This is a genomic window from Kastovskya adunca (genome assembly GCF_059505785.1).
The window spans coordinates 226,512-253,283 of record NZ_JCACLG010000033.1; the positions used below are offsets into that span (position 1 = coordinate 226,512).

At 48.8% G+C, this 26,772-nt stretch carries 24 protein-coding genes; 13 read left to right on the forward strand and 11 right to left on the reverse strand.

Annotation, left to right across the window (positions count from 1 at the left end; genetic code table 11):
* Positions 1-377: calcium-binding protein (locus AC5JR3_RS13885; protein WP_495846911.1), on the forward strand; the 377-nt coding region annotated here is incomplete at its 5' end.
* 3 nt (positions 378-380) lie between these two features.
* Here the strand turns inward: AC5JR3_RS13885 and AC5JR3_RS13890 are convergent.
* Positions 381-974 (reverse strand): response regulator transcription factor, encoded by a 594-nt coding sequence (locus AC5JR3_RS13890; RefSeq protein WP_495846913.1) that lies wholly within the window; start codon positions 972-974, stop codon positions 381-383.
* Positions 975-1,096: 122 nt separating this feature from the next.
* On the opposite strand from AC5JR3_RS13890, the gene AC5JR3_RS13895 reads away from it, so the two are divergent.
* The 3 genes from AC5JR3_RS13895 to AC5JR3_RS13905 all read left to right on the forward strand — a co-directional run bounded on the left by AC5JR3_RS13895 (position 1,097) and on the right by AC5JR3_RS13905 (position 3,535).
* The gene (locus AC5JR3_RS13895; protein WP_495846915.1) at positions 1,097-1,444 is read left to right on the forward strand and encodes a slr0373 family blue light stress response protein; all 348 of its coding nucleotides are present in this window, start codon (positions 1,097-1,099) and stop codon (positions 1,442-1,444) included.
* A gap of 87 nt (positions 1,445-1,531) precedes the next feature.
* Complete coding sequence (gene ycf46, locus AC5JR3_RS13900; protein WP_495846917.1) at positions 1,532-3,040, forward strand: stress-responsive protein Ycf46; 1,509 nt, start codon at positions 1,532-1,534, stop codon at positions 3,038-3,040.
* A 144-nt stretch (positions 3,041-3,184) separates the two neighbouring features.
* Complete coding sequence (locus AC5JR3_RS13905) at positions 3,185-3,535, forward strand: DUF1257 domain-containing protein (protein ID WP_495846994.1); 351 nt, start codon at positions 3,185-3,187, stop codon at positions 3,533-3,535.
* Between the two features lie 148 nt (positions 3,536-3,683).
* Here AC5JR3_RS13905 and aroF read toward each other — a convergent pair whose 3' ends face one another.
* The 5 genes from aroF to AC5JR3_RS13930 all read right to left on the reverse strand — a co-directional run bounded on the left by aroF (position 3,684) and on the right by AC5JR3_RS13930 (position 7,741).
* On the reverse strand, positions 3,684-4,742 hold the full coding sequence (gene aroF / locus AC5JR3_RS13910) for a 3-deoxy-7-phosphoheptulonate synthase (protein WP_495846919.1): 1,059 nt from the start codon (positions 4,740-4,742) through the stop codon (positions 3,684-3,686).
* A gap of 191 nt (positions 4,743-4,933) precedes the next feature.
* On the reverse strand, positions 4,934-5,449 hold the full coding sequence (locus AC5JR3_RS13915) for a PAM68 family protein (protein ID WP_495846921.1): 516 nt from the start codon (positions 5,447-5,449) through the stop codon (positions 4,934-4,936).
* A gap of 15 nt (positions 5,450-5,464) precedes the next feature.
* Complete coding sequence (rpsO, locus tag AC5JR3_RS13920; RefSeq protein WP_495846923.1) at positions 5,465-5,734, reverse strand: 30S ribosomal protein S15; 270 nt, start codon at positions 5,732-5,734, stop codon at positions 5,465-5,467.
* A 169-nt stretch (positions 5,735-5,903) separates the two neighbouring features.
* Positions 5,904-6,350, reverse strand: a complete 447-nt coding sequence (ruvX, locus tag AC5JR3_RS13925) for a Holliday junction resolvase RuvX (RefSeq protein ID WP_495846925.1) — start codon at positions 6,348-6,350, stop codon at positions 5,904-5,906.
* Between the two features lie 134 nt (positions 6,351-6,484).
* Complete coding sequence (locus tag AC5JR3_RS13930) at positions 6,485-7,741, reverse strand: GNAT family N-acetyltransferase (protein ID WP_495846927.1); 1,257 nt, start codon at positions 7,739-7,741, stop codon at positions 6,485-6,487.
* Here AC5JR3_RS13930 and AC5JR3_RS13935 point away from each other — a divergent pair.
* The 3 genes from AC5JR3_RS13935 (at position 7,740) to cruG (ending at position 10,405) form a co-directional block, all read left to right on the forward strand.
* Complete coding sequence (locus AC5JR3_RS13935; protein ID WP_495846929.1) at positions 7,740-7,886, forward strand: hypothetical protein; 147 nt, start codon at positions 7,740-7,742, stop codon at positions 7,884-7,886. The genes AC5JR3_RS13930 and AC5JR3_RS13935 overlap by 2 nt on opposite strands.
* A 321-nt stretch (positions 7,887-8,207) precedes the next feature.
* Positions 8,208-9,146 carry a gamma-carotene 1'-hydroxylase CruF gene (gene cruF, locus AC5JR3_RS13940; RefSeq protein ID WP_495846931.1) on the forward strand — a complete coding sequence of 313 codons (939 nt, stop codon included), beginning with the start codon at positions 8,208-8,210 and terminating at the stop codon, positions 9,144-9,146.
* 113 nt (positions 9,147-9,259) lie between these two features.
* A complete protein-coding gene (gene cruG, locus AC5JR3_RS13945) occupies positions 9,260-10,405 on the forward strand; it encodes a 2'-O-glycosyltransferase CruG (protein WP_495846996.1) in 1,146 nt (381 codons plus the stop codon).
* A 171-nt stretch (positions 10,406-10,576) separates the two neighbouring features.
* Here cruG and rnhA read toward each other — a convergent pair whose 3' ends face one another.
* Positions 10,577-11,488, reverse strand: a complete 912-nt coding sequence (rnhA, locus tag AC5JR3_RS13950) for a ribonuclease HI (protein WP_495846998.1) — start codon at positions 11,486-11,488, stop codon at positions 10,577-10,579.
* A 204-nt stretch (positions 11,489-11,692) separates the two neighbouring features.
* Positions 11,693-11,833: a hypothetical protein gene (locus AC5JR3_RS13955; RefSeq protein WP_495846933.1), complete on the reverse strand. Its 141-nt coding sequence runs from the start codon at positions 11,831-11,833 to the stop codon at positions 11,693-11,695.
* 51 nt (positions 11,834-11,884) lie between these two features.
* Here AC5JR3_RS13955 and AC5JR3_RS13960 point away from each other — a divergent pair, with 51 nt between their 5' ends.
* Positions 11,885-14,074, forward strand: a complete 2,190-nt coding sequence (locus tag AC5JR3_RS13960; protein WP_495846934.1) for a DNA polymerase III subunit gamma/tau — start codon at positions 11,885-11,887, stop codon at positions 14,072-14,074.
* A gap of 175 nt (positions 14,075-14,249) precedes the next feature.
* On the opposite strand, the gene AC5JR3_RS13965 is transcribed toward AC5JR3_RS13960, so the two are convergent.
* Positions 14,250-15,683, reverse strand: coding sequence for a glycosyltransferase family 2 protein (locus tag AC5JR3_RS13965; RefSeq protein ID WP_495846936.1), 1,434 nt, complete (start codon positions 15,681-15,683; stop codon positions 14,250-14,252).
* 391 nt (positions 15,684-16,074) lie between these two features.
* Between AC5JR3_RS13965 and AC5JR3_RS13970 the strand changes: the two genes are divergently transcribed.
* The 3 genes from AC5JR3_RS13970 (at position 16,075) to AC5JR3_RS13980 (ending at position 19,212) form a co-directional block, all read left to right on the forward strand.
* The gene (locus AC5JR3_RS13970; RefSeq protein WP_495846938.1) at positions 16,075-17,364 is read left to right on the forward strand and encodes a bifunctional sterol desaturase/short chain dehydrogenase; all 1,290 of its coding nucleotides are present in this window, start codon (positions 16,075-16,077) and stop codon (positions 17,362-17,364) included.
* A 353-nt stretch (positions 17,365-17,717) separates the two neighbouring features.
* Positions 17,718-18,092 (forward strand): type IV pilus biogenesis protein EbsA, encoded by a 375-nt coding sequence (gene ebsA, locus AC5JR3_RS13975; RefSeq protein WP_495846940.1) that lies wholly within the window; start codon positions 17,718-17,720, stop codon positions 18,090-18,092.
* 31 nt (positions 18,093-18,123) lie between these two features.
* The gene (locus tag AC5JR3_RS13980; protein ID WP_495846942.1) at positions 18,124-19,212 is read left to right on the forward strand and encodes a phosphotransacetylase family protein; all 1,089 of its coding nucleotides are present in this window, start codon (positions 18,124-18,126) and stop codon (positions 19,210-19,212) included.
* A 178-nt stretch (positions 19,213-19,390) separates the two neighbouring features.
* Here AC5JR3_RS13980 and AC5JR3_RS13985 read toward each other — a convergent pair whose 3' ends face one another.
* Together AC5JR3_RS13985 and AC5JR3_RS13990 are read right to left on the reverse strand one after the other, a co-directional pair.
* Entirely contained in the window at positions 19,391-21,325 is a 1,935-nt protein-coding gene (locus tag AC5JR3_RS13985) for a TolC family protein (protein ID WP_495846944.1), read from the reverse strand.
* Between the two features lie 131 nt (positions 21,326-21,456).
* Positions 21,457-22,026 carry a helix-turn-helix transcriptional regulator gene (locus AC5JR3_RS13990; protein WP_495846946.1) on the reverse strand — a complete coding sequence of 190 codons (570 nt, stop codon included), beginning with the start codon at positions 22,024-22,026 and terminating at the stop codon, positions 21,457-21,459.
* 127 nt (positions 22,027-22,153) lie between these two features.
* On the opposite strand from AC5JR3_RS13990, the gene AC5JR3_RS13995 reads away from it, so the two are divergent.
* Complete coding sequence (locus AC5JR3_RS13995; protein WP_495846948.1) at positions 22,154-23,419, forward strand: efflux RND transporter periplasmic adaptor subunit; 1,266 nt, start codon at positions 22,154-22,156, stop codon at positions 23,417-23,419.
* 165 nt (positions 23,420-23,584) lie between these two features.
* On the forward strand, positions 23,585-26,695 hold the full coding sequence (locus tag AC5JR3_RS14000; RefSeq protein WP_495846950.1) for an efflux RND transporter permease subunit: 3,111 nt from the start codon (positions 23,585-23,587) through the stop codon (positions 26,693-26,695).
* Positions 26,696-26,772 lie beyond the last annotated feature (77 nt).

Genomic DNA, 26,772 nt, shown 5'->3' on the forward strand with positions numbered 1-26,772 from the left:
ATGATGGTAATGGTAATGGTGTCCTCACTGGTGGCAACGGTAACGACTTAGCCGATGGTGAGGAAGGGGATGACCACCTCAGTGACGGGAATGGCAACGATATACTCTTTGGTAGCCTTGGGAATGACACCCTTCTCGGTGAAGCGGGAGCAGATGTACTCGTTGGTAGTGAAGATGACGATGTTCTTTCTGGTGGCGATGGGGATGATGCGCTGATTGGTGTTGACCCCTTTGTCCCTGCTTTTGGATTTGGCGCAGGTGAGATTGACATCCTAACTGGTGGTCAGGGGAGTGATATATTCTTCCTTGGTGACAATGGAACCATACTAGATATTGAAAGGTTTGGGTTAAAGCATCATTTGCCGCCACCTCTTTAATGATCAGACTAAGCCAGAACGGAGAGCAACAACCGCCGCCTGTACTCGGTCATCCACAGAAAGTTTATTCATAATCCCGCGCACATGGGTCTTGACTGTATTGGGGCTGAGGTAAAGGGCTGAGGCGATTCCTGGATTGCTGTAACCTTCTACGATCAGCTTCAATACTTCCATTTCTCTTTTTGACAAAGTGATGATTGTTCCACTCGGTGAAGGTGGTGATAGATGCTCAATCACTTTCCGGGCAGTTTGCGGATCGAGGTAGGCAGCCCCTTCACCCGCCGCAGCGATCGCATTCAGCAAGCGATCGACACTTGCTCCTTTAATACAATACGCATCTGCCCCACTAGACAGTGCTGCAATAATTTCTTGTTCTGTGGTGTGAGATGTCAGCATCACGACTCTCCCCTGTTTGAGCGTTAGGGTCATTGCACTAGTATCTAAGCCGATTTTTACGTTGAGGTAACCCGTGCGTCCTTCGGTGATAAAGTTCTGCTGTTGAGCGCGATCGCGCTGATGTTCTGAAAACTTTTCTGTAGATCCCTCTAAAGAATTAAAAGCTGGGTAAGTGCCTTTCTTGATCCGCCATAGCGTCATCAAAAGCCGGAATATGTAAAGGAATGTAACAATATTGCTGTCATACTGGCTTAATGGCTTGACAGTGAGATTGAAAGCCGATAATCTTCATTACATACCCGGGTAGAACAACTGATAGTTATATGCAAGACAAGCAAAAGGTTACGCTGTATCTTCCTCCAGGACTTCATCGTCAGCTCAAAATTCGAGCAGCCGTTGATTTAGACTCAATGTCATCAATGGTTGAAAGAGCAATTGTTTTCTATCTGACTCATCCAGAATTGGTTGATGAAGTAGAAAGCCAGGGTAAAACGCATCAAGTTTATACTTGTCCCGAGTGTTCTAGCCCTGTGGTATTGAAGGATGGAGAAATGGCTTCCCTGGAAAATCAGCCGGGTGTCTTGGCTGAAGAACTTCCAGTCGAAAAAGTGCGAGAAGAAGTGAGTTACCGTACAGGCTCGCAGGGTGAAGAAAAATTAGTTCCCTGTTAAAGCTCAAGTCGCGAGAACCCAATAAATTGCACGCTTTTAGACATCTAATTTGACAGTGATGCGCCGTCTCTAACTAGGTCGATAGTCATGCAAGAAGAGATCTATACTCTGATTCAAGCTCAATATCCTCTCATCTACCTCGTTACTTCCGAGGAAGAGCGGACAGAGAAGGCGATCGCACAGATTGCTCACAAGTCTCAACAAAGACGTGTGTATGTATGGACTGTCACCCACGGAATTGTTGAGTATGGTCAACCCCGACATACTACGCAACACAACACTGTCTCGCCTGAAGCAGCAATTGAATGGGTCGTCCGGCAACGCGAGCCTGGGATCTTTATATTCAAAGATTTACACCCTTTCATCGACTCACCAGCAACAACTCGGTGGTTAAGGGATGCGATCGCTAGTTTCAAGGGCACGTCCAAGGTGATGATTCTCATGTCACCCGTGCAACAGGTTCCTATCGAACTGGAAAAAGAAGTTGTCGTTCTCGACTATCCTTTACCCGATTTAGCGGAGTTAAACCAGGTTCTAGACCATCAGCTAGAGCAAACCAAATCTCGCCGTACAACAACGGAAACGAGAGAGAAGCTGCTCAAAGCTACCTTGGGTTTGACCAGAGATGAAGCAGAAAAAGTCTACCGGAAAGCCTACGTTACTGCTAAACGTCTCACAGAATCAGAAGTCGATATTATTCTTTCTGAAAAAAAGCAGCTCATCCGCCGCAATGGAATCTTAGAATTTATTGAAGAAGATGAGACCCTGGAAGCAGTTGGCGGTTCAGAAGACCTCAAAAACTGGCTGAAGCAACGCTCCAACTCTTTTACAGAAAGAGCAAGGGAATATGGCTTACCCCAGCCGAAAGGGATGCTGATTCTTGGGGTTCCGGGGTGTGGTAAGTCGTTAATTGCCAAAACCACGGCTCGTCTTTGGGGTTTGCCACTGCTACGCCTAGATATGGGACGAGTTTACGATGGCTCAATGGTGGGTCGTTCGGAAGCCAATCTCCGCAATGCGCTAAAAACGGCAGAATCCATTTCGCCAACAATTCTCTTCATTGATGAGCTAGACAAAGCCTTTGCTGGTACTTCCGGTTCGGCTGACTCAGATGGTGGCACCTCTAGCCGGATTTTTGGCTCGTTCTTGACTTGGATGCAGGAAAAGACTTCCCCTGTGTTCGTGATGGCAACGGCAAACCGTGTGGAACGTCTCCCAGGAGAATTCTTACGCAAAGGTCGTTTTGACGAAATCTTCTTTGTCGATTTACCGAATGCAGAAGAACGTCAGCAAATTTTCAAAATTCATCTAGGAAAGCGGCGTCGAGATATTGCCCGTTTTGATATAGAGCAGTTAGCAAAAGTGTCCGATGGTTTTTCCGGTGCAGAAATTGAGCAAGCCATAATCGCTGCAATGTATGAAGCGTTTGCTCAAGACCGAGAATTCACTCAACTGGACATTATTGCGGCAATCAAAGCGACTCTACCGCTTTCCAAGACCATGACTGAGCAGGTAACAGCCCTAAGGGATTGGGCGAGACAGCGAGCGCGACCTGCCTCAGGCTTCGTTGCTGAATATCAGCGACTGGAGTTCTAAAAAGCTTTCTCCTGCTTCCCAACAGGAGTAAAGGCTAGCAACTTGCTAGCAGTTTCACTAAAAGCCGCACTCATCAAGCGGCTAACGCACAAGACAAAAGCTAACGTTGTCGTTTCTCTTCTAACTCTACTGGAGGAAATCCAAATGTCTCACTTTAGCACTCTCCGTACCAAAATCACCGATGCCGAAATCTTGAAGGCTTCTCTCCGTGATCTGGGTATCTCTGTTAAGACGGAAGCCGATGTTCGCGGCTACAACGGTCAGCGTGTTCGCGCCGATCTCGTTGCGGTTTTGGAAGGTGAGTATGATCTCGGCTGGTCTCGCAATGGCGATGGTTCCTTTGACTTGATTGCTGACTTGTGGGGTGTTGCTAAGAAGCACAACCAAACTGAGCTGATCAACTCGATCAACCAGAAGTATGCAGTTAACAAGACTTTGTCTGAGGTTAAGCAACGCGGTTTGCAAAATGCCAACGTCAAGTTGGTTCTGCAATAGTAGTCTGTTTAGGCGTTCCCAAGCTCACGGGTTGACCAATAATTGAGGTTAGCCCGTTTTTTGCACCAACTAAAAAGATAAGACCCAGTGGCTGATGCCTGCTGGGTCTATTTTTTGGAAGCTTTTTCTTCTCTATCTAAAAACTTAACTAAGCCAGTGCAGCTTCTGGTTGTGGCCAGCGCTCAATGGCTTTACCAATCACGGAAAGTTCTTTAACCAATCGGTCAAAACGCTCAGGAGTCAGGGACTGTGGCCCATCAGACAAGGCTTTCGCTGGGTTGGGATGAACTTCAATCATGAGAGAGTCAGTTCCGGCGGCGATCGCTGCCATAGCCATTGCTGGGACATATTCTGCCCGTCCAGTACCGTGGCTAGGGTCGATCATGATTGGCAAGTGAGTTAGCGATCGCAACACAGGCAACACCGATAGATCCAGCGTGTTCCGCGCGTACTGCCGATCGAACGTTCGGATGCCCCGTTCGCACAAAATTACATTTGGGTTGCCCGCAGCCAGAATATACTCAGCCGCCATCAACCACTCTTCAATTGTCGCTGACATGCCACGCTTAAGCAGCACGGGCTTGGGTTGTGCCCCTACCTTCTTCAGCAACGAGAAGTTATGCATATTACGTGCTCCTACTTGCAGCACATCCGCAAATTCTCCCACCTTCTCCATATCAGCGGTATCCATCACTTCAGTGATGATCCCTAGACCTGTTGCTTCCCGTGCGGCGGCAAGTAAACCTAAAGCACTTTCTCCGTGTCCTTGGAATGCGTAGGGAGATGTCCGAGGTTTGTAGGCTCCACCGCGCAAGAACTGAGCTCCTGCTGCCTTCACGCGGCGAGCTGTTTCGACAATCATTTCCTCATTTTCTACCGAACAAGGGCCAGCAACAATCACCACGGGGTGGTTTTCACCAATATGAACCAATCCACCGGGGGTAGAAACTACAACAGTGCTGCCTTCCCCATGACGGTACTCACGGCTAGCACGCTTGAAGGGTTGCTCAACCCGCAGTACTTGCTCAATCCAAGGACTAACTTCTTGAATTTGCAGCGGGTCTAAATCAACCGTGTCACCGACTAGCCCCAAAACAACCTTGTGTTTCCCGACGATTTTCTCAGGAATCAGACCCCATTCGCCGAGTTCCTGGGCAACGCGAGTAACCTCGGCTTCCGGGGAACCCGCTTTCATTACTACAATCATGTTTTAAATTTCCTGCCAAATTACTGGTGTACTTAACTTGAATAGCTAAACAAAGATCAACACAATATTGAAACCCACCTCACCTGGCTTAATTGCCAGCTTGACGAGGATTTACGAATAATTACATAGCTACGTTTTATTATGCTCACTTATGACTCTAAATCAAGTTAAGGGAGCTGTTCGCTATTTTGCTAATCTTTTTGTCCTGCCGAACGCCAAGCAGCGGTCATTCGTCCCAGGTTTGTGGTGAACTCTCGCCACCCCACTACAGAGCCAGAAACTTCTTCATCCCAAGAGGCAGAGAGGACGCCATAGCTCAACCCTAATACCCCAAGCCCAAAAAATCCCATACTGACAAGAACCACCGCGACGTGAGGTAGAGCTAACCCCATCTTTGCAACCAAATAATAGCTAACAAAAAACGTGGCGATCCCCAAAGCCGAAGGAAGCCCGCAGAGTAACGCCATCCGACGTACCATGCGTTTGCTGACTTCATCAGGAATTTTCATTGATTCCTGTGAAGCGGGGGACTGCTTATTTTTCTTCACCGTAGCAGGAGCAGATTTTTCTGGAGTTGAAGCCGTAACCGCTGGTCGATCTTTCTTCGCCACTGCTTGACTAGGTGCCGATTCTGGTTGGGTGTTGGTTGTTTTTTTGCGCTTTTGACGCGGTTCAAAGGGCAAACGACGCGATGGTTCAGTAGACATAAGCTTGAATATAGATTATCCGCGAATCCCTAGGCTTTGAATCAACGATTGGTAACGATCCCGGTCTTCTTTACGAAGATAGGTCAACAAGCGCTTCCGACGACCAATCATTTTCAACAGCCCTCTGCGGGAGGAGTGGTCTTTTTTGTTGCCTCTCAAGTGGTTGCTCAACCGATTAATGCGTTCGGTAAGGATGGCAATTTGTACATGTGCCGATCCCGTATCGGTTTCATGAACTTGGTAGCCTTCAATAATTTCCTGTTTGTGCTCTTGCGTCAGACTCATAGGTACAATCTTTAGGATTAATGCAGCAATTTACTATCTTATCATTATGCTCAGGTGGGGTGAAAGGATACCCTGATGACAGTCAGTGCTTTACCTGCGGCTCACCCGTTTTTAGGGAAAAAATAACTCGGTTTTCACAACATTGACTGAGAATTTTTGGATAGAAGTTTTAAGGAAGAGGAGAGACGTTTTTGCCCTGGCGTCGTTCATCTAGCCACTGCTGCAAAATAATTGCCGCTGCTTTCCGGTCAACTAAACCCTTGTTTCGGGAAAGGTCTATTCTCTGTTCTCTAAGCAGTTGTTCCGCCGCCACCGAAGTTAGACGTTCATCAGTAAATTCCACTGGCAAACCTAGGGCGGCTGATACCCGCGCCGCAAATTTCTTTACCTGGCGAGCTTGAAAGCCCAAGCTTCCGTTCATGGAATAGGGCAAACCCACAACTAGCACTTGAGCCTCCCGCTCTTTTACCAGTTCTCGTAATTGTTCAATGTCGTTGGCAAAAGAAGTACGCTCAATCGTAGTTAAACCTGTCGAGATCAAACCCGTTTTATCGCATCCAGCAACTCCGATACGTTTTTTACCTACGTCTAATCCTAGTGCCGATATTTGCTGCATTTGAAAGGAGTCCTGAGGCTGAGTTCTAATGGGGATCAGATGTTATCGGTCTTCTTAGCCGTTGCTATTAGTACCCTTTCCTACTTCCACCTCAGCGTTGGAACTCTACAGAGTTGCCAACCTCAAACATATCTTTAGCCCCGGTTTTTCTTTTCTATAGGCTCAGTAGGCTCAGTTGGAGGGATAACTTCCTGAGATAGGGAACTAGAGGTCGTTGAAATATCTGTTCTGGGAACGGTCTGGGAGGGATTCGACAACGACTGTAGCCAAGTCATGCGGCTAGGGATGGGAGTGCGTGCTGGCTTGAGTCCTTGGAGAACCTCTGATAGATGCAGTCCTTCTAAGGAAACTGGCTTGGCTTCTCGTAATTTGTGCCAGACGGAACGGGACATCAACAATGTGTGTTCAATCCGCTGCGCCCCTAGTTTTTCTAAATATTCTTCACGTTCTGGCTGGTAGTCCGCTGATGCAAGCTGCAAGCTTTGGGTAGGCAAATCCTGGACAATCCGAGCCATTTGAGATAGTAGTTCTGGATAGAGCCAGGTATAGGCAGGATGAACGGTTAGTTCAGCGCTATGGGGCTGAGAACCATCTCGGCACACTTGCAAGTTAAAGTAGCCGATTGCGGCTTTACGCTGTGGTTCAAAGACGTAGCCACTGATGATATCTGTATGACTAATCCACTGCTGGAGATTAGAAATGAAGGCGTTTAAAAATCCAATTTTGAAGTCTTGGATATGGCGGTCAAAGACTTGTCGTACCTGCGGCGGCATTGAGGCCGTGTCAAGCTGATAGAGCAATTGAGCGTCTGCATTGCTTACGGGCAGGAGATTTGGTAAATCTGGCTCATGATCTGCCAATCCTTGAAGCAGTTCTGGTGCGATCGCCCAATAGGTTAGTTGTGCTAAAGGCTGAAATCCATTCTGCCGATACAGTGCTAACGTTGATTTGCTGTGAATACTGACTTCTAACAACCAAGTTCGGGCTTCCCAGATTGTCTCGAAACAGTAACGCAGCAATTGGGAACCAATGTCCCCCAAGTTCTGGGTTTTTTCAGAGGGCTGAGTCTGAGGCTCAACCAGCACATGCTCAACGCGCCAAGTGCTACGCGTCCGATTGAATGGGGCAACCTGGATTAGTCCACGAATTTTTTGATTTTGTTCAGCAACATAGATGCGAAGGGCGTGCTGACAAGGATTGGGAAACCAACTTAAAATTTTTAAGGGGCCAAACCAGTTTTGCGCTTGTTGCAACTGACGCCCCAGCGACACTGAACAACTGTGGCTATTGCCATCAGATGCCTCTGTCACCAGTTGAGCGATCGCCTCCAAATCACGGTACTGGAGAGACCGGATCGCGTTCTTCGTGTTGTCTGGGAGAGGTGAATTCATGTTGAATAGAGATGCCATGAAGCCGACAGCTTTCTTGCAACTGAAAAGCTCGTTCTACACACAAGCGATTGTCAGCGACAATTCTACTGCTAATATCTTAACTATTTTCTTGAATCTCGCACCTTGCACCTCAGTTTACGGCTAGTACGTCCTTAGGGTAAGCAAGAGAGGGACTGTACCGTTTCTGGTTGTAAGGATATTGTTAGGGGGGGTAGGAGGAGAAATGATCAACAACTCTGATACAACCGAATTGATCTTAAAAGCGATCGCCAACGAAATCGTTTTACGAACATGAGCGAGAGTGACGGTAAAAGGGTTTAAGATGAATTGTTCATAAATATTTGTAAACTATTACACTATTAAAAATATCTCCGTCCATCTAGCTAGAAAGTTTTTTGTCCCATTCTTGAGATGCGACCCTTTCCCGGATTTTACTCCGGGGTTTTTACCGTGTTAGGAGTTTCTAATGCAGCAACTAGTCAAACTTGAACGCTCTTTCCTCATCGCCCATATTGTGTCCATGGTCTTCGGGCTGGCAGGGTTGTTAATCGTCCTCCCCCATCCAGAACTGATCGCTGGTTTATCTACCTTTGGGCAAACCTTATTCCAGTGGGGAATGGCTGGAGGTGGTGTGGTGTACATCATCTTTGGTGCGATCGCCGTGGCGATTTATGCCTACCGAACCCTAGGACTTTGGCACTGGCTCACATTCATGCTGCCCTCTGCTTGTATTTCCTTAGGAAGTGAATTGCTGGGTACCAGTACCGGCTTTCCTTTTGGAGAATACGGTTACTTGAGCGGTTTAGGTTACAAAGTTGCCGGTCTTGTCCCCTTTACCATTCCCCTATCCTGGTTTTACATGGGATTGGTTTCCTACCTGATTGCCCGTGCTGGTCTAAAAGTTGACCTTTACACCAATACCAAGTCGGGATGGTGGCGTCAGACTGGCGCAGTTATTTTGGGAAGCATCCTGCTGACCTCTTGGGACTTTGTACTCGATCCTGCTATGAGCCAAACAGCTTATCCGTTTTGGCATTACGGCGAAGTGGGAGCCTATTTTGGCACCCCGTTCCAAAACTTTGCGGGTTGGCTTGCCACAGGTATTGTTTTCATGACCGTAGCAGCCTTGTTGTGGAAAAAATCCCCGATTGCCCTGTCACGCCAGCAGTTAGGATTCCCTCTGGCGGTTTACTTTAGCAACATTGCCTTTGGGATCGTCTTAACTCTAGGAGGCACGGGAATCTGGATTCCCGTTGGCTTAGGGGTCTTACTAGGACTCGCTCCGGCGGCAGTATTGTGGTGGATGGCAGCATCAACACCGATGATAGCTGTCTCCAACCAAGTAGAAACTGAGACTCCTAACGGCTCCGTACCCATGGCACAAGTGGGAGCGATGCCTAAGTGAGCTGGATTCTCAGTGCCTTCAGTGGATTAGTAGGGCGAGCGTTGCCAGAGGCAGGGATTGGTGTTTTTGCGATCGCGTTGTTGCTCATCCAAACCCCAGCGGCATTGATTTTAATGTCTCGCCTACTGAAAGGCCCGCAGCGCCGCTCTCCCCTCCAGCCGCAATCTCCCAGCCTTGAACAGCTTGGTAGCGTCAGTGTTGTCGTTCCAACGCTCAACGAAGCCGAACGCATCACCCCGGCTCTGGAGGGGTTGAGTCGGCAAAGCTATGAAGTTAGGGAAATTATTATCGTTGATAGCCGCTCTCAAGATGGGACAAGAGAGCTGGTGAAGTCGGCGGCAGAAAAAGATCCCCGGTTTCGCCTCACAACGGATGATCCCTTACCCCCTGGCTGGGTAGGGCGTCCCTGGGCGTTGCACACGGGTTTTTTGCACAGTTCCCCAAAAAGCGAATGGATTTTGGGGATGGATGCTGATACTCAACCGAGTGCAGGCTTAATTGCTGGTTTGGTGAGAGCAGCTGAGGCAGAGCAGTTTGACCTGATTTCCCTTTCTCCCCAATTTATCCTTAAGTATCCAGGGGAGTGGTGGCTGCAACCTGCGCTCTTGATGACCTTGCTGTATCGCTTCGATCCGGCAGGCGTTACAGCTAATTCTCCTGAACGAGTGATGGCAAATGGACAGTGTTTTTTATGCCGTCGCCATGTTTTAAGCCAGTTAGAAGGCTACACCAGCGCTAAAGGATCTTTTTGTGACGATGTCACCTTAGCGCGGAATATTGCCGCTCAAGGCTTTAAGGTAGGCTTTTGGGATGGAGCAAAGGTGCTGAAGGTGCGGATGTATGAGGGAGCCGCAGAAACTTGGAAAGAGTGGGGGCGATCGCTTGACCTTAAAGATGCGGCGTCTACCGCCCAACAGTGGAGCGATCTTTGGCTACTGTTGAGCGTGCAAGGTCTACCCCTCCCCGTTACCGCCATCTTGCTCAGTTACCTGGCTCTAGGGTATGGTGCGCTTTCTTTAAGCGTAGCTGCGGGATTAAACCTATTCTTGCTACTGATCCGCTGTGCCTTGTTGTTTGCGATCGCACCATCCTACGACCGCACGCAAAGCCCCTCATCTGCCTCCTGGCTTTTCTGGCTTTCTCCCCTAGCAGACCCCTTAGCCGTCTTGCGGATTTTTCTTTCCACCTTCGGCAGACCTACCCAATGGCGCGGTCGCACCTATAATTCAGAGCCAGTCACCAAAAGTCGGTCGTCTTGACTTCACCGCTGTTGATTGGAAAAAACGCACAATAAAATAGTTCTCCTTTGCTCCTCTATGTGATTGAGGAATTAATGATAGGCGAGCAAATGGAGAATATAGGGGAGGGTCAAGAGTAAGAGATAAAACCCTCGCGATCGCGTTTTAAAGACAGCAGACTAGTCCTAAAAACTAGCTGTCCTCATCAGTATTATTGACCTGGTCTACCCGTTCGAGCTGCCAGAGAATCTGATTGCCCTCGCGACGAACGCGGGATACAATCCAGTTCCGCCAACCCCAGTGGTCGCCTCGGCTGGTAACAGCACTGGCATTGACATCCATCAAATCCGCAAGTTCGGAACTACTAATTAAGTAGCCTTCTCTGGCAATCTCATCCGCAATGTGTAGAGTTTCTACCAAATTACGAAGTTGAGCCACCCTAACTTCGCGCGGCAATTCATCCATCAAAACACTAGACGAAGAAGCAGATAAATCCATCATGGTCATATCAGAAGTAACGACGCTCTCGTGTACGGTTTTGTAAGCTAGCGTAGAAGTGGTATCTGGATCTGATACGCCTGCTACCGGAGGCATAGTAGCTGCCTTTAGCGATTCTGGCAAAGTCAGGGAAAATGGCTGTTCTAAGGGGAGAGGTTGACCCCCCGCAAAGGCACGGGCGATCGCATCGCAACGTTCATTGCCCTCATCGCCACTATGACCTCTAACATATTCCCAACTCACTAAATCTGAGTTAAGTTTATCAAGGGTTTCCCACAAGTCTTTGTTTAAAACAGGCTTACCCTGCGCTGTTTTCCATCCTTTTTTTTTCCACCCTTTTACCCACTGAGTCACTCCTTTTTTCAGATATTCGCTGTCTGTGTATAGGGTGATGGATTCGCTTTGTGCCGAGGCGGCAAAGACTTTCAACGCCGCGATCGCGGCTTGCATTTCCATGCGGTTATTTGTGCTAGGAGTTTCAGCCCCCCCCATTTCATACACAGAACCATCTTTGAAATAGATCACCGTACCCCAACCCCCAGGGCCGGGATTACCACTGCAGGCTCCATCGGTATAAATAGATTGAATTTGGCGCATATAAGACATATTTTTAGTCACTAGTCATTAGTTAGTTGTTTAGGGTTCATAACTTAAAAACGCTGGAAGCGTGAATATCCTCCCATCGCCGATCTGTGGTTACTAGAAATTACATTAAGGTTTTGCTCGCACCTGTCTAGTTTAGAGGAATTAGATAGTACATTAGTTCTGTAAGAGAATTAGCTCGTCTTCAGCCGACAGTAAATTTTATGCCTAGCGGCTGAAAAAGCCAACATTGGAGCAACGGCATTCACTTTTGCCGCGAGAACTCATTACCTGAATGCCCGCTCTTCTGCGATATCGTGACATAGCATCTTCACCCGTGTCGATTAAAATCGCATTTGCTGAGGTCATGGGTAGACGACCGCAGCCCGATCAATTGCACATTTCTCCGGCACCGTTACTGTGAGTTACGAACCCCTACATCACAAATATCGCCCTCAAACCTTTGCCAACTTGGTAGGGCAAGAGGCGATCGCCACAACACTGACCAACGCGATTCGGACAGAACGGATTGCCCCTGCTTATTTATTCACAGGGCCACGAGGAACGGGGAAGACTTCCAGTGCGCGAATTTTAGCAAAATCGCTCAATTGCTTAGAAAGTGCTACCCCAACAGAATACCCCTGTGGCAGATGTGAAGTTTGTCGCCATGTCGCCGGGGGTTCCGCCCTAGATGTAATTGAGATTGACGCGGCGAGCAATACAGGTGTCGATAATATGCGAGAGCTGATCGAACGTGCCCAATTTGCCCCCGTGCAGTGCCGCTACAAAGTATATGTGGTTGATGAATGCCACATGCTCAGTCCGGCGGCGTTCAATGCCTTGCTTAAAACCCTAGAAGAACCCCCGGCTCGTATTGTTTTTGTCTTAGCCACCACAGACCCGCAACGGGTATTACCTACGATTATTTCTCGCTGTCAGCGATTTGATTTTCGCCGCATTCCCTTAGCACCGATGGTGTCTCATTTGGAAGCGATCGCTTCTAAAGAAAATATCGATATTAGCAGTGAGGCTGTGACCTTAGTTGCACAAGTGTCTCAGGGAGGGCTGCGGGACGCAGAGAGCCTGCTGGATCAACTGAGCTTGCTATCCGGTCAGATCACAGTTGAGCGCGTCTGGGACTTAGTAGGGGCAGTGCCAGAGCAGGATTTAATAGGGTTGCTAGAGGCGATCGCTACTTCCAAAGCAGAAGATCTGCTCGATCGGTGTCGAGCAATTTTAAATCGCGGTCGAGAACCCCTAGTAGTTCTACAAAATCTTGCCGGGTTCTACCGGGATTTACTGATCGCCAAAACTGCTCCTAGTCGCGATGACTTAGTGGCGTTGACTTCTCAAACCTGGAAAGCGCTGGGTGAATTTGCTCAGCAAATTGACATCAACATAATTTTGGCAGGTCAACAGCACCTCAAAAATAGCGAAGCGCAAATCAAAAATACTACCCAACCGCGCCTATGGCTGGAAGTTACCCTACTGGGTTTGTTGCCCTCTGCACTGAGTACTCAAAGCTCAGAGCCAATGACACCCCGCCTAGCGGCAACGGAGCCACGCTCAACGATTAAGGAAGTTTCTCCGCCTGTTCCCCCACTTCCCCAAAAGACGGCACCCCCGACTCCTTCGCCACAAGAAACATCATCCGCCGCCGCTAGTCATGCCACTAGCAATGGTGGCTTCTCGCCTCCCCAAGAGCAAGAACCCGCTGTTACGACCAATCCAGACCCTGAAGAACCCGCGTCTGTAGGTGCCCAACCTGTGACAAAAAGCATAGCTGATGCCCCGTCAGAAAGCCTAGAGCAGGTTTGGCAGCAGGTTATTGAGCATCTTCAACCTTTCTCTGCACAAGCTTTACTACGTCAGCAATGTCACTTGATTGGGTTTGATGGTTCTGTTGCCCGTGTTGGTATTAGTTCTCAACCCTTGCTGAAGCTTGCTCAGGGTAAATTAGCCAATATTGAAGCCGCATTTGCAGCGGTCTATCATTCTCCAGTCAAGGTCGTCTGGCAAATTATCAATACTTCTGTTTCTAGGAAAACTTCTGCACCCGAATCAGTTCCCCAACCTTCATCACCCGCGCCCAAGCCACCGCCTCAGCCATCAGCGCCAACTCCCCCTCCCCCTGCTTCTCAGGAAGTATCAATACCACCTGAAGAAACTCCGGTTTTTGAAAAGCCTGTGTCTTCTAAACCGCCTGCTCCCCTGCCAGTAGAAGCTGCTCGTCATCCAGCAATAAGCGCAATTCCGGCTCCTGAACTGCCCATATCTAGTGGAGAGGAAGTAGAAATAGAGATTGATGGGGGAGAAGTAGCGATCGCGCTCTCAGCCCTCAAGCAGTTTTTTGAGGGAGAGATCATTGAGCTAGACGATGACACCGAACAGAGCGAACCGAAAATTATTGAGCCACAGCCGCCCTCAGTTATTCTGGACACTTCCTCCAATGGGCACTGGGACGCAGCATTAGATGCATCCCTAGATGATGAAGAAGATCTTATTGAGCCACAGCCGTCCTCAGTTATCCTGGACGCTTCCTTCAATGGGCACTGGGACGCAGCATTAGATGCTTCCCTAGACGACGATGATGAAGATCTGCCGTTTTAAGAATTTCTCCGCCTACCTGATCCGATGAAAGCTTCTGGGGGTAGCGATCGCCAAAACTGCCATGAATTTTGACTTTGTTGCGAAGCCAAGAGCTTTAATATTCGGATGGCGAAGTAGTTTATGGCTAAATTGCTGTTGAGATAATTTTGTCCATTAACAATTAGCCAAAGCGCCATCAATCGCTGAACTTAAGGCTTTCTTCGCTGTTGCCTTGGTGGACTGTTTTGACCCACTTCAACCGCTTAGGGCGGACGGAAATCCGTGCGGTGGTTCCTGCCATTACTAGCATCCAGTGGAGCATGTAAAAGGTGCCACGGAGGGTTTGTAAGCAGGTGATCAGAAATTCTGCGGGACGCATTCTGGGATTCTCGCTGGTGCGGCGTATACCGATAAACATGCCCCAAGTCACCAAAGAGAGGAAGAGGGTGGTTAAAGGGCTGAAGACGGGTAGGCGATGGCGAGAGATTGCCATTAACACATCTGGAATAGCAGCCGCAGGTAATAGGTACTGGATGAGCAGGAAGGTGAACAAATCTAGGCTTTTTAGCGTTCCCATACGGTTACTGGCAATCAGCCGCCAGTAGTCGAGGTAGCGTTGATAGCCACCTTCTGCCCAACGATTACGCTGATGCCAAAGTGCTAAAGCACGGGTGACACCTTCTTCTTCCACGGCTGGGAAGCTGAGAAAGCCGATATCCCAATGATCGAGATGCAGGCGTAAGGTTAAATCCAAGTCGTCGGTAATCGTTTCTTCATTCCATCCCCCACAACTCTCTAGCGCCGAACGGCGGACAAACTGACCGTTACCGCGCAGTTCTCCAATTCCACCAACGGCAATGCGTTGCTGCTGAAAGTAGCTATCGACTGCCATTTCTGCCATTTGACCTTTTGTCCAAAAGTTCAAGGAGGCGTTGGCGATCGCTTTACGTACCTGTACCGCTCCGACTTGCGGATTTTCAAACAACGGCAGCACTCGCCGGAGCAAATCCTTCGGTACTGAGGCATCGGCATCAAACACCGCCACAAAATCCCCTTTGGTTAAGGGTAAAACTTGATTTAGTGCCCCAGATTTGCCACCTCCGGCATCAGCCCCACGGTGCAAGACCTTAAGTTGGTCGTACTCCTTAGCTAATCTGTTTAGTACTTGTGGTGTTCGGTCGGTGCTGTAGTCATCAATCACCCAGAGTTCATACCGATTTTCTGGATAGTCCAACTCGCACAGCGTCCTGACCAATTTGCTAATCACCGCTTCTTCATTTTTGGCGGATACCAGCAGCGAGACAAAGGGATAGTCGGCTTCTGTTGCTGCGGTTAAGGATGCTGGGGACTTCAACGGTTGAGCAAATAATATCCGTGTTGCCTGAATGCCCACCAGTGCGGTTAAGCTCCAAACTACCCAGGAACCCCAAGACAGCAGATGCAAAGCAATCGTACCGCCCCAGACTAAGGTCAATGTCAAAGCCGCTTTGCGTCGGCGTCCTTCCAATCCTTGGAAAAAGTAGGCATTTTCAAAGTCCTCGTCGTCTGAGTCAGAAAAGTCAGACAACAGAGAGCTAATCGGGTCAAGTTCGTTGTAAGAATCGTGTTCTGGCCAGGGGTTGTCCGGCATAAGCTACTTGATTCACCCATCAATACTGATCAACGCTTTTTAAGAAACCAGGAGTTCACGCAACACTAGACTGAGGATGATGGTGCCGCTACTTTTTCGCCTTTACAAATCGTTTGAGTTGTCAGGCTGGCTGTCGAGGTAGCTCTTCAGTACAGTAGTGGCTTTCATCCCCCAATGTCTTGGTGCAGATACCCTAGGGCGATCGCTGCCTTAGAGCGCTTACTAGCGCTGTTTTTCGGTGTAATCGCTCCTAGCTTCCTTTAAAAGCAAGTGCAGCCTTATTGTATCTGAGTTGCTTCAGGGACTGTTAAGCTTTTTATACTTAAAGCAGCTTTTCTTAAAAATCAAACAAAGATTTTTTTCAAAGATTAAAGGTGTTTGACTTTTGTATATGGTGACTTCTTTGATAGCCACGGCAATTTGGGGTTTGGGTGCGATTCTCTGGGTAGAACTGGTGCGAGACTTCTATCACGTTTTGTCTCATTACTGGACACCTCTTTATCGCCTCCATTCCTGGCATCATCGGGTATTCCGTCCTGATTTAATGCCAGTGAGCGATCGCATTTATCGACAAGCCCACTGGCGGAATGATGTTCCTGAAGCCTTGGTGATGCTGCTGTTGAGTTTTGTCGTGTGGGGAATAGCCCATTTCCGGGCACCAGAACAGCAGTGGGTTGCCTTGACGGGTTCTCTCTACACTCTGACTTTTTTGATCAGTGCGATCGCGCGGGGAAGTGGTCTCAAGTGGATGGATGAAGCCACCGACTTAACCCATAGACCTGGATCTTTCCTGAACCCGCCCTCCCAATGGACTATTAATCGCACTTACCACTGGCGGCACCACTTTGACAATCAAAAAGCATATTATTGCGGTACGTTGACATTGGTAGACAAGTTTATGGGAACTGCACTTTCCCTGAAAGGAAAAACCGTCGCCGTTACTGGAGCATCCGGAACCTTAGGGAGGGAGCTACTGCTTGCCCTTCACAACCGAGGCGCAAAAGTTATTGCCCTCACCTCCAAAGACCAAAGTATTGCCTTAACAGTCAAGGGTGAAAGCCTGACGATCAAAACGCTCTCCTGGCAAGTCGGCAAGGAATCAGATTTGGCAGTGCCGCTTGAGAAGGTTGATATTTTAATTCTCAATCACGGCATTAATGTACATGAGGAGCGCACGGCAGAAGCGATCGCTAAATCCTACGAAGTCAACACCTTTTCCAGTTGGCGGCTGTTGGAACTCTTTCTCTCTACCGTCTGCACTAATGAAGATATTGCTCGCAAAGAAGTTTGGGTCAACACCTCAGAAGCGGAAGTCAATCCCGCCTTTAGCCCTTTATACGAGCTGAGCAAGCGGACACTGGGGGATTTAGTGACCCTACGGCGTCTTGATGCTCCCTGTGTCATTCGTAAGCTCATTCTCGGCCCCTTTAAGAGCAATCTCAATCCGGTGGGAGTGATGTCAGCCCCAAAGGTGGCGAAGCAAATCGTCAATCTTGCCACTCGCGATGTTCGTAACATCATCGTGACGATTAATCCGCTGACCTTTATCACCTACCCCATCAAAGAATTTTGCCTCAGCACCTACTTCAAATTTTTTAGCCGTCGTCCAGACTGCGCTCAAACTCTCCCCACTCCGGAGACATCGGTAACAAAGGTAAGTCCTGCCTCAAAAGTGGGTTGAGCATTCTGATTTGAAAAAGGAACTGAGGATTAGTAATTGAGGGGTGGTAATTGGGAAAGATAAATCAGGGTAGGTTGAAAATAACTAGGTGAAAACCGATGTTGTTGGTAAAACCTGTCCTGACTACAGATCACGCGCGAGTGTATCTAGTTGAAACTAAACTAGATTCAACCCGTTGCTCCACCCGGCATAAATTGTTCAGCAAGAGCGGCTGTTTTTTCAGAAGAGCCTAAAATCACTGATAAGTTCATCTGGATTGACAGCCTCAACCTAAGCCGTTTTGTCTTACTGAACTTTCTGACCGGAGAGAGTTTTGTCTGCCCAATCAGCGGAAATTGAGGAATATACCAAGCATGTCTATTGAAAAACTTCAGCCTGCTGAAAAAGGAGCTGTCGGCGTTTATATGCCTTACTACCAAGGCGCAAAACGCAATATGTTACCCCTGGCAATTAGCCTCTACCAACAGGGATCTCTAGAGGGTCAGCGCCGTATCGAAGGGGGCGATAGCATTCCTTTTGTAGCGACCTGGTTTGTCTCGAACCTGCCAGCGGAGTTAACCCGCTGTCGGTTGCAGTTTGATGGAAATGCAGAACTGAGTTATGAGGTAACGCTGGCAAATTCTGAGTTTATTAATTACTTAATAGAAGTAATCATGAACTTCAGGCGATCGCGTCTGACAGATTTTTCTCAAGGGTTTTACCGCCGGCTGTTACGCATTGATGATTAAGCACTAGTTGAAATTCATAGGAGTGAACGGCGTGGTGAAATCTGCCAAATATTTGCTGGTTGGGTCAACACAAGCCTATAGCGGCAAATCAGCAACAATTTTAGGCATCGCTCATCAGCTAAAAGAAAAAGGAGTCGATGTCACCTACGGCAAACCCCTAGGAACTGGCCTAAATGTTAGTCAGCCAGAAGCGGTAGAAGCAGATGTTCGGTTCATGACAGATGCACTTAAACTGTCGGAAGAGTCGGTGCGCCCTCCTCTACTGTCTCTGGATGCGGAGACAGTTGCCAAGCGCTTGCAGGGGGAAGACACCACTAAATACTGTTCCTTGCTAGAGCAGTATTATCCGACGCAGGACAGTGAGTTAGTGTTATTGGAAGGGCCGGGTAGTTTAGTAGAAGGCAGTCTGTTTGATTTGTCTTTGTTGCAGATAGCAGAGGTTGTGGATGCAGCAGTGTTGCTGGTTGCCCGCTTTCACCCAGTGTTTTTAACTGATGGATTGTTGTTTGCCAAGCAACATTTAGGCGATCGCTTACTGGGGGTATTAATCAATGACATCCCTAGCCAACAGATTGAAGCCGTACAAACAACGATGCAGCCGTTTCTGGAGCGCCAAGGCATTTCTATTTTGGGAATGCTGCCGCGCAGTGCTTTGTTACGCAGTGTCAGCGTGCGGGAACTGGCACACCAACTACAAGCAGAAGTCCTTTGTCGCTCTGATCGATTGGACTTGATGGTGGAAAGTTTGACGATTGGGGCAATGAATGTCAACTCAGCGCTGAAGTACTTCCGCAAAGCCACCAATATGGCAGTGGTAACGGGAGGCGATCGCACCGACATCCAACTTGCTGCTCTGGAAACCTCCACTCAGTGCCTTATCCTTACCGGACACCTACCACCGCAACCGTTCATTCTGCAACGTGCAGAAGATTTGGAAATTCCTATTTTGTCAGTGGATCTTGACACTCTGACAACGGTAGAAATCGTTGACCGTGCCTTTGGTCAGGTACGCCTGCAAGAACCGATCAAGATGCAGTGTATCCAGCAACTTATGACTGAACACTTCGACATTGAGCGGTTAATGCACCAACTAGGGTTGGAACCAGCCATGACGGTGTAGGAAAGTTGGGAGCAAGGGGAGCAGGGGAGCAGGGGAGCAGGGGAGCAGGGGAGCAGGGGAGCGGGGAGCAGGGGAGAGAAAGAGAACCAATAACCCCTTTCACCCTTCATACTTCACCCTTCATACTTCACCCTTCATACTTCATACTTTCTCCCCTACTCACCGACTCAGTTCATAGTTACGGTACATCGGAAAGATTACCATCAGGAAGATTACTGACTGAGCGTTGTAGGGATGACAGCGAACGGTTGTAGTTCAAAATTGCATTGAGTAGGTTAACTTGGGCGCGGGTTAGTTCTGTTTGGGTGGCAATCACGTCAGTCTGAGTTCCAACGCCTGCTTGGAAGCGTAAACGCGCTAGTCGCAGACTCTCTTCTGCCTGGGTGACGGCTAAAGAGGCAGTCTGAATATTTTCCTGATTAGCCTGTAAGTTGTAATAGGCTTGTTCCACGTCCAAACGGATTTGGTCGCGCTGGTCGGCAAAACGAGCTTCGGCGATCGCAATATTTTTTTCTTCCTGCCTCGCTCTTGCTCTCGCTGCGCCCCCATCAAAGAAGTTCCACAGTAGTCTTGCTCCCAGCCTGAAGCTATCCACTGGTCCGTTGTCGTCACTAATTAAGGCTTGAATGTTATAGCTAGAAAACACACTGGCTTGTGGTCTAGTAGCAGATAGGGCAATCTGCCGCTGTTGCTGGTTGATCTCTCGCTGGACTAACTGCTGCTCTAACTCCGCACGATTTCTGTAGGCAAGGACAATGCTCTCTTCAAGCGCCAGTTCCCAGACACCTGCAACTTCAATGGGATCTGCTGCTGTCACCTCAACGAACTGGGCGAGATTTAATGATTCTACAAGCTGACGGCGGGTAATTTGTAGTTGAGCTGAGGCGTTGGTCAAATCTTGCCTATTATTGGCTAACTCAACCTGCGCCCGCAGGACGTCAAAGCGTGTTCCTAACCCTGCCTCTTCTAGTAGCTCTGCATCTCGAAGACTTCTAGCCGCTTCACTTACCGACGCTTGGGCAATACGTACTTGTTCGTCGGATTGTTGCAAGTCGTAGTAATCATTGGAAACATCAAGGCGCAGTTGCTCAGAGAGCCGTTCCACTTCCAACTGCTGCAAACGGACTCCTGCCTCAGCGGCGCGGATAGCTGCCGGACGCCGTCCTGCGGTATAGAGGTCATAGTTCAATTCCAACCCTGCACCTAAGGTTGTTCGCACTGAATCTTGGTCAGCCCCTACCCCGAATACTGGATCGATTTGTCCCAAGCTGGTACCGCTACCAGAATCAACTCGCGTGAGATCTACACTGGTGCCAACGTCTGGGTATCGCTCGGCTTGGGCTTCTCGTAAGCTGAGACGAGCGCGCTCTAATGTCAGTTCGGCAACTTGTAAGTCTCGATTATTTCGCCGTGCCAGTTCCAGTGCTTGCTCTAAGGTAATAGGTTGGACAACTTCAACGTCTACCTCCTCCGGTATCGTAGGAAAGGCTAGAGGGTTAGAAGCCGGACTAAGCAACTCCAGCGATCCCGGTTCTACAGGAGCTACGGGTCTTGGGGTATCTTCAACGGCTGGCAATTGACTAACATTAGGCGTGCGGCGATCGCTTGGGTTACCTTGTCCAACGACAGCACCAGAGCGAGGTAAATCAGAAGGACGATCTGCCGCCGTCATCGATGTTGGCTCTGAGGGGTTTTCTCTATCTTGTTTTTTTACAGTCCGTTGTTGTTCTGGTTGATGCTCATTTGAGCTATCTTGGGTGTCCGCAGTAATTTTCTCTACCGCTGCTTGAGATTCCGCCGCTACCTCTAACGTCAGCTCAGCTTTGTTTTCCCTGAGACGACGGAGAATTTCCTCTGGTAATAATCGGGCATTGGCATTGAGCGTTTGGCGTTTGGGAAGAGGAAACATCAAGGGGGAGACGCGATGAAAAGGAGAGTAAAGAATTCTCCTGATCTGCGCCTGTGTTCCTAAACTTTCCTCGTTTCCACCTTCATCTAAATTACCGGGATACTGCGCCTGCGATCGCAGAGTTTGTGAAGCACCGGGTTCTACAAAGTTGAAGGCGATCGCACTTGCGATACTGACAGCCAAGAAATGACGAAAAGTTGCCATAATTTTTGCAATTTGGTCTGTAGTCTCAGAAACCTTATCTCTAAAGCGCAATGTTTCAGCCACTTGTCACAATAGTGGTTAACTAGAAACCTTGGCAAATAAAAAAATCGTTAGATCGTTAGTCTAGGTTGTCATTGTCTAGTTGGCGGCTTGTTACTCGCCCCTTGCCCCTGAGCCGTCGAAGAAACTTTTTCCTCCCAAGAAAGCTGCTCTTGGAGCCAGGAAATCTCCGATTGGAGGACGCGGAAAAATCTTTGGCGGACGGCTTCTTGATAGTGATCGCTCATGAGCGGATGTTCGGCTTCCACACTTTCTAGGCGTAGCCGACAGACACTTAATCGCTGTTCTAGTAACTTCAATCGATTTGTCGGTTCCAAATGGCTGAAGAAAAAAAACTTAATTACAAAACGAGAGCGACTGTTAACCCAACTTTCATGGGGATGTTGTAGCATCTCTTGGTGCCACTGCTGACGCCCTTTTTCCGTAATCTGGTAAGTTTTCCGAGTTGGGCCTGCATTGTCCTCCTCAAGCACTGAGGTTGCCGTAATTGCCCCTTTTTCCTCTAAACGCTTTAATAACGGGTAAATTGCGCCATAGTTTACACTGATGCAACTACTCATAAAGAGTTCGAGTTGTTGCTTTAGGCGATAACCATGTAGGGGTTGACATTGCAGTAAACCTAAAGTAGCAAGTTCAAGCATTTATACCGGGCTGATATATTATCGAAATATATTATTATGTGTGTCCAGCTGGCAACAGTTTGATTAGAGTTCCGAACAGTAAAAGGCAACAGTTAAGCTATTAACTCTACTGACCGGGGAAAGTTCAATGATTAAAGTTGGTGCTTTACCATCCGGCAAGTCGCTGGGTGCCACGCTTTTTCTTCTCATTCTCACAAGTGCCTGTAGTCGTGGCGAACCACCTCTAGGGGCGGGGGCCCCACAAGGTGTCCCCGTCAAACTGGCATCGGTGGAGACAACTACTGTAGAAGAATCTTCCGAGTTTGTTGGTACCCTGGAAGCCGAGCAGTCGGTGGTGCTGCGACCGGAAACCGATGGGCGGGTCAGTCGCATCTATGTATCCTCTGGTAGTAATGTGGCGGAGGGAACGCCGATTTTGCAACTTCGCCCCGATAAAGGTCGAGCAGAAGTTGGGGGAGCGATCGCTAATGTCAGTGCAGCAAGAGCAGCACGAGATAACTCCCAGGCACAACTGCGGGCGATTGAGGCAGAACGGGCAAGTGCCGTCGCCGATCTAGCATTGCAAAACGATCAGTATGGGCGAATTTCTCGGCTGGTATCGCAAGGAGCATTAGCAAGGCAACAACTTGACCAGGTTAGACGCGATCGCGATGCGGCTCGTGCTGCCCTCAATGCCACCGACCAGCGGATTCAGGCGGCGAGAGCCAGTTTAGATCAAGCAAACGCGACCCTCCAGCAATCTCAGGCAAATGCCGATCTCGCCAGAGAAGAGTTACAAGAAACCCAAGTCACTGCCCCAATTGCTGGTGTGGTGGGAGATATTACCGCTGATATTGGAGATTACGTTAAGGCTGGGGACACTCTGACGACCATTATTCAGAACCAAGCGCTCAACTTACGCCTCGCGATTCCCGTTGAGCGATCGTCCCAACTGCGATCAGGACTTCCTGTACAGTTAGTGGGTTCTGACAATGAAGAACGCATGGCCACAGGTCGGATTAGCTTTGTTGCACCTCAAGTCAGTGCTGGTTCTCAATCAATTTTAGCGAAGGCAAATTTTCCTAATCCAGAAGGGCAGTTGCGTAGCGGTCAATTTGTCCGCGCCAAAATCATTTGGAATCGTCGTCCGAACAGTGTTGTCGTACCAACAACCGCCGTGATTTTTCAGGGTGAGGAACGCTATGTGTATGTGGCAGAAGACCCAGAAAAACTGGTGGCTCGTCGTCAGGTTGTGGAGTTGGGATTGATACAAGGCGATCGCGCCGAAGTCCAACAAGGGCTAAAAGGGGACGAGAGGATTATTGTTTCTGGTACCCAAAAACTATCTGATGGGGCACCTATTCTCCCCCTTGAGGAGGAAGACAAAGTTAGTCAACAGTCTCAAAGTAAATAGATTCCGCTCTTTTATCTCATCTCTACTTCCAACGGCAAAGGTTGGTTACTAGTCTTTATGGCAGCTTGAGGTAAAGTTGTTGGTTTTCAGTTTTTAGATGGAGGCCGTTGTCACGATCGCTAACCAGTAAAACCAAGCACTAACAACTGACTAAAAACCAACCCCATGTTTACCAACTTCTTCATTAAGCGCCCAGTCTTTGCCTCCGTCTGCTCCTTACTGATTGTCTTGATCGGGTTGGTAAGTTATGTCAGCTTGCCCGTGCAGGAATATCCTGACATTGACCCACCAGTGGTGAGCGTGACAACGGTTTACCCCGGAGCCAACCCGCTGCTAGTGGAAACGGAAGTGACCGAAGTTTTAGAAGCGGAAATTAACGGGGTGGAAGGAATTAAAACCCTCACTTCTGAGAGTCGAGAATCCGTTAGTGCGATTACCATTCAGTTTGATTTAGAGCGCGATACAGAAGTTGCCGCTCAAGATGTGCGATCGCGAGTTTCCCGTGTTGTTGGCGAGTTGCCTTCCGATGCCGAAGCCCCAATTGTCAGTAAGCAATCAGCAGACTCTTCACCGATTATTTGGTTCGCGCTGTACGGGGAAAAACTCACAACCCTGGAACTAAGTGCCTATGCAGATCAGACAGTCGTAGACGCTCTGGAAACCGTATCCGGTGTTAGCAGCGTGATTATCGGTGGCGAGCGTCGCTATGCAATGCGGCTGTGGATCGATCCCCAAAAGTTGGCAGCCCGCAACCTGACTATCCTTGATGTTGAGCAAGCACTACGCTCAGAAAATGTTGAAATTCCTAGTGGATTAATCGAAGGCGATCGCTCGGAGTATTCGGTTCGCACGCTAGGACGGTTGCAGACGCCAGAAGAGTACGAAGATCTAGTGATCAAGCGTAGCGAAGATGGCACGCAAGTCACGTTTAAGGAAGTAGGTTATGCCGAACTAGGAGCAGAAAACGAGCGCTCTTTCGTGCGGTTTAAGGGTCAACCCGCTGTCGGTTTAGGCATCGTGAAAATTTCTGGCGCTAACACCTTAGAAGTAGCTGAAGGTGTCAAAGCGCGGATGGCACAGCTTTCTCAAAACTTTCCCGAAGGCATGGAGTACGCCCTTGCCTTTGATAGTTCTGAGTTTGTCGAGTTGGCAATTCAGGAAGTGTGGAGTTCGCTATTTATAGCGATCGCCTTAGTCATTCTGGTAATTTTTCTCTTCCTTCAAGACTGGCGTTCCACCCTGATTCCCGCCATTACGATTCCCATTTCCTTGATTGGTGCCTTTGCCATCATGAACTTTGGGAATTTTTCCATCAACACCCTTACCTTATTTGCCCTCACCCTTTCTACAGGGTTGGTGGTGGATGACACTATCGTTGTTCTAGAAAATATTGTCCGCTACATCGAAGAAAAAAATCTCCCTCCCTTTCAAGCCGCTATAGAAGGGGTGGGAGAAGTGGTCTTTGCCGTTATTGCCACAACCGTTGTCTTAGTTGCGGTTTTCCTCCCAGTTGGGCTATCTGGCGGGACGACGGGACGGTTGTTTACAGAATTTGCCCTCACCCTTGCAGGAGCAGTCGTCTTTTCCTCCTTCGTGGCCTTGACCCTTGCCCCAGCCCTATCAGCGCGTATCCTGCGGCGGGAAAAAAGTGCTGGGATTCCCGGACTCGGCTGGGTACTGGGATACATTGACCGGGGGATCAATCGCAGCCTAGATTTCTATAGTTGGTCGCTGCGACACTTAATGTCTTTTAAAGGCTTTGTTGCCGGAGGATTTTTCCTCTGCCTTGCCCTAGCGGTTGTTTTATTCCGCTTACTTCCTGTCGCCTTTTTGCCTACCGAAGACCGGGGAGCCGTGTTTACGATTGTTCGCGCCCCCGAAGGAGTAACAATTGACTACACCGATGAGGTGATGGAGCAAGTGGAAACGGCATATAGCCAAGTGCCAGAAGTGCAAAGCTACTTCACCGTTGGAGCCTTAGCGCAGGCAGGACCAGGGCAGGTCAATCAGGGCATTGCCTTTGTCAAACTCAAGCCTTGGTCAGAACGCACCGAGCCGCAACAAGCCCAAGAAGCGATCGTCGGGCAGTTGTTTGGGCGTCTTTCTCAGATTACTGATGCGATCGTTTTGCCGATTAATCCCCCCTCTCTGCCAGGTGCTGGATTCTCTCAGCCCGTGCAATTCGTACTGCAAGGCACCGATTTAGAAAATCTTGCCGAGGCGTCAAATAACTTAGCGAATCGAGCGCGACAGTTACCGCAGTTAGTCAATATTGATTCTGATTTAAAGCTCAATAAACCGGAACTGATTGCAACGATTGACCGCCGTCGTGCGGCTGATTTAGGCGTCTCGGTGCAAAATATTTCCCGGACGTTACAGATTTTGCTAGGAGGGCAGGAGATTACAGAATATAGCCAGGGTAACAAACTCTATGAAGTTGTTGTCCAGGCACAAGACTCGTTCCGTCGCAGTCCAGAAGATATCCGGACGTTATATGTTCGTGCCTCCTCTGGGGAAATGGTGCCGTTGAGCAATCTCGTTACTATTACCCCATCAACTAGTCCTCCTTCTATCAAGCACTTCAACCGCTCCCGTGCTGCAATGATTGAAGGCAGTCCGGCACCGGGGACGAGTTTAGGTGAGGCGCTGGATGCGTTGGAGAGTTTGGCAAAGGAGGTCTTACCTGCTGGTATTCGTACGACTTTAGCAGGAACTTCTTTGGAATTTAGAGAAGCGGGTCAAGCGATTTTTTACATCTTTGGTCTTGCTGTGGCGTTCATTTTCCTGGTTCTTGCTGCCCAGTTTGAAAGCTACATTGATCCCTTGGTGGTGCTATTAGCTGTTCCCTTATCGCTTTTGGGTGCTTTTGGAGCCTTGTTGTTACGCGGTTTGGAGTTAAATATCTACAGTCAGATTGGTCTAATTATGTTGATTGGTCTGGCAACGAAAAACTCAATTTTGATTGTTGAATTTGCCAATCAGGTGCGGGAAACAGGACGTTCGACGCGAAAAGCAGCGATTGATGCTGGAGTAATCCGCTTCCGACCGATTTTGATGACGGCGTTTTCTACGATCTTTGGTTTGTTACCCTTGGCGTTTGCGTCTGGTGCGGGGGCGGCTAGCCGCATTTCTCTAGGGATGGCGGTTGTCGGAGGGATGCTTGTCTCAACTTTGTTGACTCTCTACGTCGTGCCAGTGTTTTACGTTATTTCAGAGAAGGCGGTATCTCGCCTGTTAAGGAGACGCCGCAATCATCAGGAGACAGAAGCGGATTAGTCGCTGGGGACTTTGAACCGTAAAGATAAGTAGTAGGAAAGTTTTAAGGTTGCTAGGGTGAGGAACGTAGAAATCAA